Here is a 15,353-nt window from a genome sequence, read left to right on the forward strand (position 1 = left end):
CTCCTTGGTTGTTATTAAGATCTGTTTTTCATCACGCTATAATACAAAATAGGAATGACGATTAAGGTTAATAAACTTGATATAAAAATACCGAAGATAAGGCTAATTGCTAACCCATTGAAAATTGGGTCATCAATGATAAATAAACCACCAATCATGGCGGCAAAGGCCGTTAACATAATCGGTTTTGCTCGTACTGCGCCAGATTGAATCACCGCCTTTTCTAGTGGCATGCCAGCAGCGGTTTGAAGCTTGATGAAATCAACTAATAAAATGGAGTTCCTGACTATAATGCCGGCTAGCGCAATCATTCCAATCATCGATGGTGCAGTAAAGTGTGCCCCAAGTAGTGCATGGCCGGGCATTACTCCGATAATAGTAAGTGGAATGGGTGCCATTATGACTAACGGTACTAAATAAGATTTAAAGTGACCAACAACCAATAAGTAAATCGCAATCATACCGATGGCATAAGCAATGCCCATATCTCTGAAGGTTTCGTAGGTTATTTTCCATTCCCCATCCCACAAAATTGCCACATCTGAAAGTCCATCTGGCTGGCTAATAAAGTGTTGTTTTATTGGGAAGGGGTTATTTCCGTCAATATTATCTTGCTCAATTGCTGACGCCATAGAAAACATGCCATATAACGGACTATCAGTAGGTCCGGCCATATCGGCAACCACCATGATCATTGGCACCATATTTTTATGAATAATAGGGGTATCAATGTTGCCATACTTGATGGTAATCAACTCAGACAAAGGAACTGATTCACCCACAAAATTTGTCAGCGTTAAAGACAGAATTTGCTGTAGGTCAAACTTTGCCACATCTTTTACTTGCACCCGAATTGGCACCGGTTTTTGATATTGAGAATCATGTAAATAACTTACATCAGCACCATTAACCGCGGTTGTTACCGTATCAACAATCTGCTGATATTGAATCCCCATTAAGCTGGCTTTAGTGCGGTCAATGGTGAGCTGCCATTGCTGCTGCTGTGTGGGTAAATAAATATCTACATCGACAACATGTTCAGTTTGTTCAAAGCGCTGCATTAGCGCATTGGCTGTTTGCTCACGAAGTTGCTCATTAGGTGCATATACTTCAGCAAGGATTGGAGACCAGACTGGTGGTCCAGGTGGTACTTCAACAATCTTAATATTCGCTTTATAAGGCGCACCTATGTTGTTCAATGGTTCACGCATGGATTGAGCAATCTCATGACTGTCTCGATTCCGGTCTCCTTTATCGACTAGGTTGACCTGAATATCACCCAACTCCTGGCTATCACGCATAAAATAGTAGCGGACTAAACCGTTAAAGTTGATGGGGGCATGGGTTCCTGCATAAAGCTGCACATGTTCAACTTCATCTACACTGGTCAGATAGGTACTTAAGTCAGTGAGTACACGTTGTGTTTGCTCTAGAGGGGTGCCTTCTGGCATGTCTACAATGATCTGAAATTCAGATTTATTATCAAATGGCAGCATTTTTAACACCACCAATTGCCCAATAGGTAAGGCAACAGCGATAGCAATTAGTAACATGATAAAAGCGGCTAAACCTTTGCGAGCTTTGGCGGCTTTTTCACCTATGAGAAATGGCGACATGATACGTTCAAACAAGGTTTGTAATTTAGAGTCTGAACTTGAAGTAACCGCACTTGTGTTTGAATTTGGTGTTGCTGCGGATTGATGTTTTAAAAACTTCAAACTGAGCCAAGGTGTCATGACAAAGGCGACAACTAAGGATATCAGCATTCCCATGCTGGCATTTATTGGTATAGGGCTCATATAAGGGCCCATAAGGCCAGAAACAAAGGCCATTGGCATAAGCGCTGCTATTACAGTGAAAGTGGCTAAAATTGTTGGTCCGCCAACCTCATCGACAGCGATTGGGATTAACTTTTTAAGCTCCGTGGTGCCCATTGCCATGTGACGATGGATATTCTCAACCACTACAATGGCATCATCAACCAATATGCCGATAGAAAAAATTAATGCGAATAATGAAATTCTATTGAGGGTAAAGCCCCATGCCCATGACGCGAATAAGGTCACGGCTAAGGTGATGATGATAGCGATACCAACGACTAATGCTTCGCGGCTTCCCATCGTGATCAGCACTAATAACACCACCGCTGCGGTAGCAAACATCAATTTAAGTATTAGGGTATTGGCTTTATCGCCTGCAGTTTCGCCGTAATTACGCGAAAGGGTCACTTCAATATTTTGTGGGATTAGCACATTGTCGATTTTAGCCAAGCGTTTAAGTACTTTAGCGGTAACCTCGACAGCATTTTCGCCAGCTTGCTTACCAATAGCTAACGTCACGGCAGGGTATATGCCTTGTTTGTCTGCGTGCCAAACATGTTGCGATGGGATATCACTTTTTAAACTAATATCGGCAATATCAGATAAATAAACAGGATCGCCTGCTGTATTAGCGTCATTGTATACAGTGATGATAAGTTGCTTTATATCTTCAATACTGTTGAGGAATTGCCCTGTTTTTACTTTGATTTCTTGATTGTTTTGGATCAGTGAACCCGGCATCGAGATGTGGTTATTATCGGTTAACACCTGCTTTAATTGTGAAAAACTAATGCCATAGTGATTCATTTTAAGGGGATCAACTCTTACGTTGGCGACTAATTCTTGTCGACCTAAAGAATAGATTTCTTTAGTGCCTTTAATTCGTTTGAATTCATTCTCAAGTTCTGTTGCCACAATAGTCAGAGACTCAGCGTCAACGTTTGAGTCTTTTGACCATAATGTCAGCCCAAGGATCGGTACATCATCAATTCCCCGTGGCTTTATTAATGGCTGGCCAATACCTGCTGCTGAGTTAAACACCTGTCGATTTGATTGAAACTGATTATAGAGGCTCACAATAGCGTGATCTCGCTGAACACCTACATCAAAAACTGCAATGATTAATGCGCCATCATTCATCGAAAAAGAATAAAGCGTATCGAGTCCTTTTAATTCAGATATAAGTCGCTCAGCGGGAATCGTCACAGCCCTTTCTACTTCAGCAGGAGTGGCACCAGCATAAGGGATGAATACATCAGCAAAAGTGACATCAATTTGCGGTTCTTCTTCTTTTGGCGTCACCATTACGGCAAACAAACCAAGTAATAGAGCTAATAGTGCCAAAAGTGGGGTGATGGCATTAGATTGAAATGCCGCGGCAATACGACCAGAGAAGCCTAGATCATTAGGTAATTTATTCATATCTATTGCTCTTGCTTATTAACGTTTTGGTTAATCAAAAACGCTAGTGCATCTTCTAAAATGACATCGCCGCTTTGTAATCCTGCAAGCACTTCTACTTGGTCTGTTTGCTGTTGTCCTGTTCTAATTTGGGTAAACAAGGTTTGATCGTTTACTTGACGATATACACCGCTAAGCTGACCTCGTTTAGTGATGGCAGTTACCGGGATATAAAGGCTAGGCTCAACATTGCTATCGATAATGATTTTTACCCATTGTCCAGGAATGACATTATGTTCAGACTGAGAAAGGTAGACCCTTGCTTGAAAACTATGATTATTTTGATTAATAAATTCAAAAGCCGTTACGCTTTGCTTTGGTAAATAAGTGTCGCCATCTAGCTTCACTTTTAAGTTAGACACTTGTTTATCTGAACTGTTTAGAGGACTAATGAGATTTTTATGTTGCTGTGGCAATTGAAATACCGCGCGCATTTCGCTGGTGTCATAACCTGAAAGTAACGGTTGCCCAACGGCCACGGTTTCACCAAGTTCAACAAAGCGCTCAGTAACTCGGCCACTAAAAGGTGCACTCACAATGGTATAGTTTAAGGTTTCTCTGGCTTTAATTAATGCGGCTTTTGCAGCACTGACGGCTTGTAAACTACTGGAAGCATTCGCTGTTGCTTCATCCATTGCGCCTTTTGAAATCGCGCCTTTTGGAAATAACGCTTGGTAGCGTAAAAACTGAGCCTGGGATTCAATGTTTTTAGCTTTCGCTCTGGCTAACTCTGCTTCTGCGGAAGCAAATCCTGCACCTTGTTCCTTGCTGGTTATTTCCAGTAATGGTGCTCCTTCAGGAACAAGGTCGTTAATGTCATAGTTAAGTTTGATGATTCTTCCGGCGGTTTGCGCTGACACTGTCGCGGCTTTAACCGCCTCAATCCTGCCATCAAAAAATAGTTGTTGGGCTTCTAAGGTAGGTGTCACAGTGATGGTTTTTACTGGCGTGTTTGCATTCACGTTAGTGGCAATAAAAGCGCCCATTAAGACGAATATAAGATGGAGCGATCTAATCTTTATGGATTGGCTTGTTATTGATTCGAATCTTATCGAGGGTGATTTTATCGAAGCTAACTTTATCGAAGCTAACTTTATCGAGGGTAATTTTGTTGATGTGATTATTGGCGCTTTTAAAAATGCAGCATTTTTAAATATGCGATGAGTATTTGGGAATGACATGAGGCACCAACTTAATTTAACTATCTATAAGAAAATTCTAATAGATGTTGGGCTATTTTGCAATTCTTTTATGAGTAAAATCTAATGAAAGGTGTAGATATTCAAATTTCAACGACAAAAAAACCGCCTATGGAAATCATGGCGGTTTTCATCGATAAAATTAAACTATTGAATAGGCTAATTAGAAAGTGTGGTTGTACTGCAATGAGAAGTAGTTCGCGCCTGATTCAGTATATGCACTGACTTGCCCTACTAGTGCGCTATCCTCTAAAACATGAACTTTTTCACCAGCAACTAAAGTGTAACCAAAATCAATGCTCGATTTATCACTTAAGTTATACGTGAAACCTGCTGAATACCACATGCGATCTGAATCAGGAATTGATAATGAAGACACTTCACCAACAACACCTTCATCACTTGCAATACCTGCACGCACAGTCCAAGTGTCATTGATATCGTATGTGCCACCTAAGCTAAAGAACCAAGAGTCTTTCCAGTTATAATGTTTAATTACATCACTTGGAGTGCCTAGATTACCATCGACGACACTAATGTTGTCAAATGAGCTCCATTGTGTCCATTGCGCAGTATAGTGAATCGCAAATTGTTCAGTTAATTGATGAAAACCAGCGATTTGAGCAATATCAGCAATTGGGATTTCAATGCTATCAAAACTTTGAGGTAGGATAACACTAGGGTTATACATGATGTCGCCACTAGCATCCATTTGTGGACTGTATCGGTAGCTTAAACCAATTCTGTTATTTTCATTAAACTCGTAGGCTAAACCAACGATTCCACCAACAGCCCAGCCGTCAGCTTCAACGTCAACTAGGTTTAGTGGCATATCACCGAAGCCTATATCAATATCACCGTTACGGGTTAATGTGCCTGAACCATATACAGCATCAAGACCTAAACCTAAACTCAAAGAATCGTTAATACGGTATGAAACACTAGCATTAAAGTTAATGGTAGTGACTTCAGTATTACCCAATAAATCAATTGGTGTATTGAAGTCGTGACCACTATTTAGTGATGAAAGATCAGTACCAGTGCCATAATTCGAGAAGGCTGCTACACCATAAGCCCATTGATCGTTGATTGGGCTAATGTAATAAAAATTAGGGATAATCTTAGCTTCAGCAGCATTATCCATACTTCCTAAATGATTATCGCCATATTGAACATCAGTAACTTCAACGTTTACGTCAGCATAAGATGCACCAATTGAAAGTGTTTTTTCATCGAATAAAGCCATTGCAGCAGGGTTGCGGGCTAAAACTGAAGCATTGTCAGCGATGATAGCGTCACCAGCCATTGCACGGCCTAAACCTGTAGCTGATTGGCTGTTTAATTGAAAACCAGCTGCCATTGTTTGTGTGCTGGCTAAAGTTACAGCCATTGCGAGTAGAGTCTTGTTAAACTTAGTCATCATTTTATCTCATCGTTGTACGTCAGTTTATTAATTTCTTCAGTGCCTAACACCAAAGTCCCCAATTAACACCAACTTTAATAATGCGAGCATATTAGGTAACAGCTGTGATAACTGCAACTCCGACCAGTTGCTAGTCGTTGTTAACATTAGGTTAATTTGCGATATTGACGTTGTATTAAGATCGTAACGCTTGTCACAAAGGTTAGAAAAAGTGATAACCAGCATAGGCTTAGGGATATAAGGGTGTGATCTATCTCACTGGCGGTGGCAACAACTAGGTAACATGAAAGATTTGTAAAAAAGAGTACAAATGTACGCTGAAAGGTTTGATTACGGCTTTAACACCGTAATCAAACTTATTTTTCAGTTAAAGCGAGGCTTTAAATTTAGCGAATTGTGCTTGAACGACATCTGCTGGTGGCGAGATTTTACTGACGACAACACCTACAACGGTTGCAAATATGAAGCCTGGAAGGATTTCATAAAGATCGAATATTCCACCGCTAAGTTGTTTCCAAACAACAACAGTAACAGCGCCAACAAGAATTGTCGCGATTGCACCGTTACGGCTATATCCTTGCCAGAATAGTGACATAAGCACTACTGGACCAAATGCAGCACCAAAACCTGCCCATGCATAGCTCACTAAATCCAGTACTTTGCTGTCTGGGTTTAACGCAATAACTATTGCAATGATAGCAATTGCTAAAACACCAAAACGTCCCACTAGCATCAGTTCTTTATCTTTAGCTTCAGGTCGAAGCCATTTACGATAGAAGTCTTCAGTGATAACACTTGAACACACCAATAATTGCGAATCGATGGTGCTCATAATGGCTGATAAAATAGCCGCAATTAAGATCCCGCCAATCCATGGGTTAAATGCCACTTGGGCTAAATGGATGAATACGGTCTCAGAGTTAGCTAATGTTGCATCAGCGAAGTAAATCGTACCCGCAATACCAGTGGCTAGAGCGCCAATTAATGCTATTACCATCCAACTCATGGCGATGCGGCGTGATAATGGAATATCATCAGGGCTGCCGATTGCCATGAAGCGAGACAAAATATGTGGTTGACCAAAGTACCCCAAGCCCCAAGCAAGAAGTGACACTAAGCCAATCGTAGTCATATTGTCATGGAAGAACGACAGCATTGCCGGATCTAAAGCTTCAAGTGATGTTTGGGTCTCTGGTTGAGAAAAAATAGCGATAGGGACAATGAGTAATGCGATGAGCATTAAGCAGCCTTGGAAGAAATCTGTCCAGCTGACAGCAAAGAAGCCACCCACAAAGGTGTATGCCACGATGATGACAGAGCCAATCATAAGTGAAACGGTATAATCTAGACCGAAGATTTGTTCGAATAAGATTGCGCCGCCAACCATGCCTGAAGAAGTATAGAAAGTGAAGAATACTAATATGGTAACTGCTGAAACAAGTTTTAATATGCCTTGCTTGTCTTCAAAACGTTTTTCAAAAAAGTCAGGTAAGGTGAGGGCATTATCTGCAGCTTCTGTATAAATTCGTAGACGTTTTGCTACAAATAACCAGTTAAGCCAGGCGCCAAATACTAAACCGAAGCCTATCCAAGCTTCACCTAAGCCACCTAGGTATACAGCACCAGGTAAACCAAGCAGTAACCAACCCGACATATCCGATGCGCCGACACTTAATGCTGTGACCGAAGGGCCCATTTTACGGCCGCCAAGAATATAGTCATCTACAGTGTCTGTTTTACGATAAGCCCAGTAGCCGATCCCCATCATTAATGCGAGATAGCCGATAAAAGTGATTAAAATTGGTGTTTCTATTGCCATGTTACTTCCGTTTTATTCTCTTTATAGTGCGGAACATGCTAGCAGATGTAAGAGCTAGTGCACAGTTTTGAAAGGGAAAACGGATAGTTATTGACCAGCTAATGAAATTACACTAGCTGGTTGTTGGTTAATTGTGTTGTAAATGTTGACAGTTTAGATGAAAGTTTGCTCTATCTCCGACTTAACATATTCTAAGTCGTCTTGCTGGTCACCAACTAACAACATAAATGCACCTGCCGTTTGGAAACCCATACCTTGATAGTTTTGGTCAGCAAAAGATTCTTCAGTCACCATTCTGTTTTCTGTTGGTACAATAAACAGCGTGACCTTTCCATGTTCACTTTCCATGACTAAATGAAGACTTTTGACCCCTTGAAAATCACAATAAGAGGTGTAAAAAACCTTACCAGGTTGATTGATAAACTTGGCATTTTCTAAACCATTGATACCCGCAAGTTTGAAGTTTACATCTTCATAACCGACATTTTGATCAACCATCATCGATTTAGGTTCATGATAAACATGAGCAAGGGCATGTTCAGCTAAATCTACCGGGGTAAATCTCAGCATACTGAAGCTTAATCCGATCACTAATGCAACAGACGCTGCCATTGCCATCAGGTATCGAGTATGTTTCTTCTGTTCTTGATGTTTATTCAACTGCTGTCGCAGTAATAGCTTATCCGCTAAATCATTAGGCACATCAATATTGAGTGCATTTGTGAGCTTACTGTCTAATGATTTAAGTTCACTGACTAATTTAGCATCTGTTTCAGACGCAGCAATCTGTTCCAAGAAATCGTCATCTTGGCTGTTTGGGTCACCATAGGCATGGCGACGAAATTGTAGATCATCCATTTGATTGACCTCTAACTTCAGGAGACTCTAAAGCGTCTTTTAATTGATTACGGGCGCGAAATAATCGCGTCATGACGGTATTTCTATTTAGCTCTAATAAATCAGCAATCTCTTCACCACTAAAACCACCAATAAGTTGTAGCAGTAACGGTTCGCGATATTCGACCTCTAGTAACCCAATTTGTTTACGTAGCCAATATTGTTCAGTTTTGTCTTCGGTGGTTGAAGATTTTTCATCTTCGAGCAATTCTTGCTCCACATCACTGTAATCAAATTGTTTACGTTCAAATCTACGGGCATTTTCACGGCGTAAAATCGTAATCAGCCATGCTTTGGCCGCTTTATCATCTTTTAAAGAATCAAGTGCGCGCCATGCTCGTAAAAAGGTTTCTTGGGTGACGTCTTCAGCAACATGTTTATCACCGATTAGCCAGTAGGCATATCGGAAGATATCAGTGTGAAGTGCCTTGACGAGGCTGTCGTATCGTCGCTGTTTAGTTAGCATGTCAGATATGACCGTGGGTTCGGACTTTTTATTTCGCAAGCTATCGAACATTTTTATCTTTTCTTAAAAATATTATGTTCGATAGCTTAAAAGGTTACTGATGAATAGCAAGTACAATTATGCTTGCTATTCAATCAGTCAGTTTGGGGCAGGGCTGTTAAGGGTTGAGTGAACTCAGCACTGATGGCGAGTTTACCACCAGTTTATTACTTGTATCATTTAGTGCGCCAATGAGCGCCGCTTTATCAATATTTGTGGTTTCTTGGCTATATTTTGCCTGCTGTAACTGACTTATCGCTTTAGCAAGAAATGCTGACAGCTTGCTTATATCAGATAAACTCATCGGTTTATTGCATTGCTGAGTAAATCTTTTTTGCAGTAATGAGATGACTAATGAAACATCATTTTTGTCACAAGCATTAGCAATATCATCCACTGAAATAATCGACGGAATGATAATGTTATTACTGGCCGCTGTAACCATAATATTGGACTTATTACTTCGTGCCTTTAGCCACAATGCGATAGTTATTATCCATAACGTGGCGAATAACAAGGTTAACCAAGGCCAAAAGCCTGGATCATTTGTTTGGGTATTATTGTCTTGAATTACCGGTGCTGGAGATACATCGGGAGTCCCTGTTATCGTCACTGTTCTTGCTGCGATAGTGGCATATTGCTGTTTACGCTGCTGTGAATTCCACCATGGGATAGTGATTTCAGGTAAGGTATAAGTTCCCGGTTTTGTAGGCACGATTGCCGTGGTTAGGCTGTATTGTGCAATAACTTGGTTATCTCTTACTACCGTTTGTCTAACTGCTTTTTCTGGATATGATTTAAGCTCATTGGGCATTGATAGTTCAATGTCAGGAAGGCTATTACTGTCAGCATTAGAGGCGATAATATTAATGGTGCGAGTAATTGGACTACCCACTTCAAATTCACTGCTGTCTTCTGGCCATACTTCTTTGGCTATGAGTAAGTCACTCACTAACCAATCACCTTGGTAGGCATCAGGAATGGGCTTAATGACAATTTGATTATCTTCAGCTTTCGCTTGCATCGGCCTGCTTTCATTAAAGCCAAACATACCACCGCGTCTAGGGGCCTCTACCAAGATATCGCCAGAAAAACTGGCACCCTTAATCGCGAGTTTACCCGGAGTATCAGCGATCATGGCATAGGTCCGTTCAATCACTCGAAAGCGGCGTCCATCAACAATTTCAACACTGTCTTTATCATCACCTAATTGTTTTATATCAGCATTAGCTATTTCTGGTGCGCTAATGACGCCACGTTGTAGTTCAGCGGCTAGAAAAAGTTTCACCTTATAAGTGACCAGTTGCCCTACGTAAGCTTCATTGGTACTTAAAATACCTTCAACAAATAAACTTTTCATCTGTTGTGGCTGGGATCCAGCATTCGCGACGGTTAAGTTAATGGGATTAGATTTAACGCCTTCCATAGTAAAAGATGGGATAGTCACGGTTCCGGCATTCTTGGCCGATAAAAGTACTTGCCAACGGGTTTCTTTACTTGAATCAAAATTAACGATTTGAGTACTTCTACCTACACTGGTTCTACCGACGATAAAGTCTTTGAGCAATATAGAGGTATCGAGCAAACCCGCATTGAGATCATCATCTGCAGTGACATTTAATACAAAATATTCACCTTGCATTACTGGGTTTCTATCAACGGTAGCCTGTATGTTGCTGACCGCGTTAGCTTGCCCTACAAAGAAAATTGCGAGTAGGGCGAAAAGGATTCTATTTACCACTGTTGTTTGTCCTTAGGAAGTTGGCCGTTTTGACGACGCTTTTGATATTCCAATAGCATTTTGTTTCTGATTAACACTTGTGGGTCTTCACTGACGGCACGAAGCGCTCTTTCTAAGTCTGCAGGAAGCGGTTCTTCAGATAATTCAGAAGATGCAACAGCTTGTGTTGATTCAGGTTTCTGATCAGTCGGCTCAACGGGTTGCTCTTGAGGCTGTTGTTGAGATTGGCCTTTGGTTTGAGCTGCATCCGTTGCTTTATCATCTTTTTGTGCATCAGCCTGTTGGTTCTCTTGGCTGTCAGCTTGCATTTCAGCGTCATTCGTTGCCGCTGCTTGCTCGTCTTGTTGGGATTGATTCTGTGAGTTATCTTCGCTGTCGCTTGAGTCATTATCTTGGGCGTCATTTTGTTGAGTGTCTTTTGATTGCTCATCACTCGGTTGCTGCTGATTATCTTTAGACTGTTCGCCTTCTGACTGCTGATCTTGAGATGTGTCATCTTGTGATGGGTCGCTTTTCGACTGTTCGCCTTCAGATTGATTTTGCTCTGATTTATCATCAGACTGCTTTTCATCGGACTGGTTTTCGTCAGACTGATTGTCTTCACCTTGCTGGTTTTGATCAGACTGTTCTTGCTGCTGTTTAATTTGTTCAGCTAAGGCGAGGTTTTTTTGTGCTTGTGGGAAGTCAGCTTGCTTGGTTAAGGCTTGTTGATAGCGTTCAATAGCATCGTCAATTTTATTTAGCTGCATCAAGCTATTAGCTTGATTATATAGGCCATTAGCTGTTTCATCTTGCTCAAATCCGGCTAACGCATTTTCATAATCTCCCGCTTTATATTGGGCACTAGCCTGCCATAAGGGTTGATTAAACTGCTCAGCAGCTTTGGTGAAGTCTTCTTCTGACTGAGCCTGATTATATTGCTCGCTTGCTTGTTGATCGGCTGTTTGCCATAAATCATCCCAAGTATTTGCCTGTGCAGGGCTAGGTTGCATCATTAAGCCTAAGGTAAACAGGCTAAATACTGGAATTAAGGTAAATCTAAAGCTCAATAAAACAGGTACGATAAGTAACAGTGCGATATAAGGACCTAGATCTTGCCAAGCTTCACCTTCAAGTTCAGTCGCTTTAGCGCTGCCATCATTTGAAAGCCATGATTCGAGCTGGCTTAACGCTGCACCATCAGCTCTTGCTGGCAGCATTAAGCCACCAGTTGGTTGAACTAATTTTTCAAGTAATGAAAAATCTGTTTTATCAACCACGATTTCACCACCATTATCACGCATTAATTGCCCATCAGGTAGTTGTATTGCTGCGCCTTGCTGAGTGCCAAAAGCCATCACAGAGACGCGATATCGACTGCCACTTAATGCTTTTACAGCGTCAGAATATTGCGCAGCATTAACACCATCCGTCATGACAATAATATCACCAGTGATATGGCCACCTTGGCCTAATAACTGCTGTGCTAGGGTTAGCGCTGCCGCTAAATCGGAACCGCGGACAGGCATGATATCTGGTGTTAATGTCGGCAGTAGGTTCAATAAGGTTGAATTGTCTCGGGTTAGCGGGCTAATCGTAAAAGCGTCACCTGCAAAAGCTATCAGTCCAGTTTCACCTTCTTTTAAATTAGTTAAAAAGTCGGTCGCACGGTATTTTGCTTGTGAAAGGCGGTTAGGCTTTTGATCTGTCGCGTACATTGACAGTGACATATCCATAACCAATACACGGCCTTGTTCGCTGGCAAATACGGGTAAACTTTGCTTATTAACTGCAGGACCTGAAATAGCGATAACAGCAATAAACCAACCCAGTATTAATACCCATTTAGGTTGCTTTTTGATTTGTGCTGATTCACTGATTAAGGTGCTTGCAAGGTGTGGAGCAATATAATTTTGCCATGCTGATTGCTTTTGAGTATGTCGCCATAGATAAAGGCCAATCAAGATTAAAGGTATTAATGCTAATAACCATTCAGGGCGGATAAAATGCAAATCCATTATTTATCCTCCTTAGTTGTCTTGGTATTATTTAGCATAGTAATCTGTCCACGTAAGCTAATGACTAAACTTGCTAATAAGGCTAAAAGCAATGGCCAGTAAAATAACTCGTTTTTAGGTCTATAAGTTAATTGGTCACGGCTAACGGGTTCGAGTTCATCAATCTTTTGATAAATTTGAGCTAATTCTTCGCTATTACGTGCACGGAAGTAATGCCCATTAGTCATGTCAGCAAGCTTTTGTAATTGGGTTTCATCAAGATCAAGCGATGGGTTTACTTTTTCGGTGCCAAATATACTGCGTCTTTCGAGAACTTCGGCGCCAACGCCCACGGTATATATAGTGACATTACGTTCAGCGGCAATCCGGGCTGCGACTTCAGGTTCAATATTACCGGCATTATTTGAGCCATCTGTTAGTAAAATTAATACCCGATTACTGTCATTGACAGTATCAAAACGTCTTACTGCTAATGCAATTGATTCGCCAATAGCCGTTTGTTTACCCACAAGCCCAATTTCGCTGTCAGCAAGAAATTTTGCTACAGAACGTCTGTCTTGAGTCAGTGGTGCTTGTAAATAAGCATGATCAGCAAACAAAATTAAGCCAAGCCTATCGCCATTCCGTCGTTCGATAAAATCACCAATAACGTGTTTAATTAGCGTTAATCTATCAACAGTTTTACCTTCTACGACCATATCTTGAATTTGCATACTGCCGGATAAATCTACGGCTAACATCAAGTCGCGGCCCTCAGAAGGAAGCTCAATCGGCTCGCCTAGCCATTGAGGTCTTGTTAAAGAACACAAGAGGCAAAGCCACATTATCCAATAGAGTTTTCTCGAAGGTTTATCAGGGCTTGCGGTTACGACATTTTCTGCATCGGCAATACCTGGTAATTGCAGGTGGCCACCGCTACTTTTGGCAACTTTTTTGGACTTGAATAACCAAGGTAGTGGTAATAAAAGCAGTAACCAAGGCCATGCTATTGAGAACATGTAGCCTCCTTAGTGCTAGTTTGTTTGCTGTTAACGTTTTTAACTGCACTAATAGGTTCAAAATGTGTTTTCTTACCTAACCAGAGATTAGTTAATTCAAATAATTGCTGACTTTCTGCTGCACTTAAACCGCAAGCTTGGTATCGCTTAGCTAATAGAGTTCCTATTACGCAATGATCAGATACAGGCAATCTTCGCTCAAGCCAGGTATACCATTGCTCGCCATCCAGCTTGGCAAAGTCTTGTCTTGGTAAATAAGTTAATGCCGTTCGCTTGAGCAAAGTATTAATGTGACTCGCATACTGTTTATCATTAATATCAAGCTGTTTCAGTTCCGATAAGGCGGCTTTTCGTGGCGCATGATATTGAGTTGATTTACGCCACTTTATATACAAGATGACTATTGCTGCGATGATAACAATTAACAGTATCCAATAACCGGCAGCTATAGGGAATTGAGATATCGGTGGTGGTAGCACGATATCTTCCATTTGCATTAAAGCGGGATTAGCTTGAGTGGTATTCATCTAACGTAATACTTCCAGTTGGGCACTAAGACTTTTACCTGCGTCAATAAAGCGAGTGGGCACTTTGATCATTTTCATCAACTCGATAAATTGTTGTTGGTTAGCTAATTGCTCATTTAACCAGGCATTATAACTATGTCGAGTTAAAGTAAGCTGTTGTTTACCATCACGCACAGGTAAAGAAAACTTTTTCGGCAATGTCAGTGTGCCTTGACGAAGTGGGTCACTGACAACAAATGCACCAACATCACAATGTCGCTTAAGCTCCGTTAACGCAGCTAAACATTCTTTTGTGAAATGCTGACCATCAGTAATGATCCAAACTAACGAACCTGGCTTTGCAATTCTTTGTAATCGTTGGCAGGCTCGAAGAATATGTTGAGGATCTTGTGGTAGTTCATCAAAATGATTTAACTGGTTTTGATGGACTTTAATTAATGCTGATGTCAGTTGTAATATACCTTGGCGACGGCTACGCGGTTTTAATTCTACATGTTCGGTTTCGCTTGCAATTAAAGCCCCTAAACGATCACCATGATTAATTGCATTCCAGCCTAACGTGGCAGCAATATGAGCTGCTTGCACTGATTGTAAAAGTAAACTTGAACCAAAAAATAAACTATGACTTAAGTCGACTAATAAAATGATAGGCCGTTCGCGCTCTTCAACAAACAGCTTAGTATGCGCTTTACCTGTTCTAGCCGTTACGCGCCAGTCTATAGTTCGAACGTCATCACCATTTTGATAATGGCGCACTTCAGCAAACTCCATTCCACGACCTTTTATTAGGCTGCTTCGATGGCCTGCAAGATTGGCTTTTGCGCGGCTACGTTTTTCAGGCATGGCACGGGCAATACTTTGACAAGCAATAAGCTCTTGCTCATTAAGATTGATGCCATTACTGAATAGCGGTAATTCATGTTCAACTGACATAGCATTTACTGACATTGTGGTTATAACTCAAGA

Annotated in this window: 12 protein-coding genes; 1 reads left to right on the forward strand and 11 read right to left on the reverse strand. The window is 41.1% G+C overall.

The genetic code is table 11. The features are described from left to right. Positions 1-14: 14 nt before the first annotated feature. Together FPK91_RS20635 and FPK91_RS20640 are read right to left on the reverse strand one after the other, a co-directional pair. Positions 15-3,242 carry an efflux RND transporter permease subunit gene (locus FPK91_RS20635; protein WP_144213937.1) on the reverse strand — a complete coding sequence of 1,076 codons (3,228 nt, stop codon included), beginning with the start codon at positions 3,240-3,242 and terminating at the stop codon, positions 15-17. A gap of 2 nt (positions 3,243-3,244) precedes the next feature. Next, positions 3,245-4,267 carry an efflux RND transporter periplasmic adaptor subunit gene (locus FPK91_RS20640; protein WP_144213939.1) on the reverse strand — a complete coding sequence of 341 codons (1,023 nt, stop codon included), beginning with the start codon at positions 4,265-4,267 and terminating at the stop codon, positions 3,245-3,247. A 34-nt stretch (positions 4,268-4,301) separates the two neighbouring features. On the opposite strand from FPK91_RS20640, the gene FPK91_RS20960 reads away from it, so the two are divergent. Continuing rightward, the gene (locus tag FPK91_RS20960) at positions 4,302-4,445 is read left to right on the forward strand and encodes a pentapeptide repeat-containing protein (protein WP_158638106.1); all 144 of its coding nucleotides are present in this window, start codon (positions 4,302-4,304) and stop codon (positions 4,443-4,445) included. Positions 4,446-4,643: 198 nt separating this feature from the next. Here the strand turns inward: FPK91_RS20960 and FPK91_RS20645 are convergent, their stop codons facing one another. The 9 genes from FPK91_RS20645 to FPK91_RS20685 all read right to left on the reverse strand — a co-directional run bounded on the left by FPK91_RS20645 (position 4,644) and on the right by FPK91_RS20685 (position 15,335). After that, positions 4,644-5,900 carry an OmpP1/FadL family transporter gene (locus FPK91_RS20645; RefSeq protein ID WP_144214637.1) on the reverse strand — a complete coding sequence of 419 codons (1,257 nt, stop codon included), beginning with the start codon at positions 5,898-5,900 and terminating at the stop codon, positions 4,644-4,646. A 370-nt stretch (positions 5,901-6,270) separates the two neighbouring features. Further along, complete coding sequence (putP, locus tag FPK91_RS20650; protein ID WP_144213941.1) at positions 6,271-7,722, reverse strand: sodium/proline symporter PutP; 1,452 nt, start codon at positions 7,720-7,722, stop codon at positions 6,271-6,273. Between the two features lie 153 nt (positions 7,723-7,875). Beyond that, entirely contained in the window at positions 7,876-8,580 is a 705-nt protein-coding gene (locus FPK91_RS20655; protein WP_144213943.1) for a DUF3379 domain-containing protein, read from the reverse strand. Then, positions 8,573-9,136, reverse strand: coding sequence for a sigma-70 family RNA polymerase sigma factor (locus FPK91_RS20660; RefSeq protein WP_144213945.1), 564 nt, complete (start codon positions 9,134-9,136; stop codon positions 8,573-8,575). The genes FPK91_RS20655 and FPK91_RS20660 overlap by 8 nt, the downstream gene beginning before the upstream one ends. Positions 9,137-9,242: 106 nt before the next feature. Further along, on the reverse strand, positions 9,243-10,865 hold the full coding sequence (locus tag FPK91_RS20665; protein WP_144213947.1) for a BatD family protein: 1,623 nt from the start codon (positions 10,863-10,865) through the stop codon (positions 9,243-9,245). Beyond that, the gene (locus FPK91_RS20670; protein ID WP_144213949.1) at positions 10,859-12,862 is read right to left on the reverse strand and encodes a vWA domain-containing protein; all 2,004 of its coding nucleotides are present in this window, start codon (positions 12,860-12,862) and stop codon (positions 10,859-10,861) included. The genes FPK91_RS20665 and FPK91_RS20670 overlap by 7 nt, the downstream gene beginning before the upstream one ends. After that, positions 12,862-13,860, reverse strand: a complete 999-nt coding sequence (locus tag FPK91_RS20675) for a vWA domain-containing protein (RefSeq protein WP_144213951.1) — start codon at positions 13,858-13,860, stop codon at positions 12,862-12,864. Before FPK91_RS20675 ends, FPK91_RS20670 begins: the two co-directional genes overlap by 1 nt. Continuing rightward, on the reverse strand, positions 13,848-14,387 hold the full coding sequence (locus tag FPK91_RS20680) for a DUF4381 domain-containing protein (RefSeq protein ID WP_144213953.1): 540 nt from the start codon (positions 14,385-14,387) through the stop codon (positions 13,848-13,850). Before FPK91_RS20680 ends, FPK91_RS20675 begins: the two co-directional genes overlap by 13 nt. Then, entirely contained in the window at positions 14,388-15,335 is a 948-nt protein-coding gene (locus FPK91_RS20685) for a DUF58 domain-containing protein (RefSeq protein WP_227006640.1), read from the reverse strand. Between the last annotated feature and the right edge of the window lie 18 nt (positions 15,336-15,353).

This window comes from Shewanella donghaensis (assembly GCF_007567505.1).
GTDB lineage: Bacteria > Pseudomonadota > Gammaproteobacteria > Enterobacterales > Shewanellaceae > Shewanella > Shewanella donghaensis.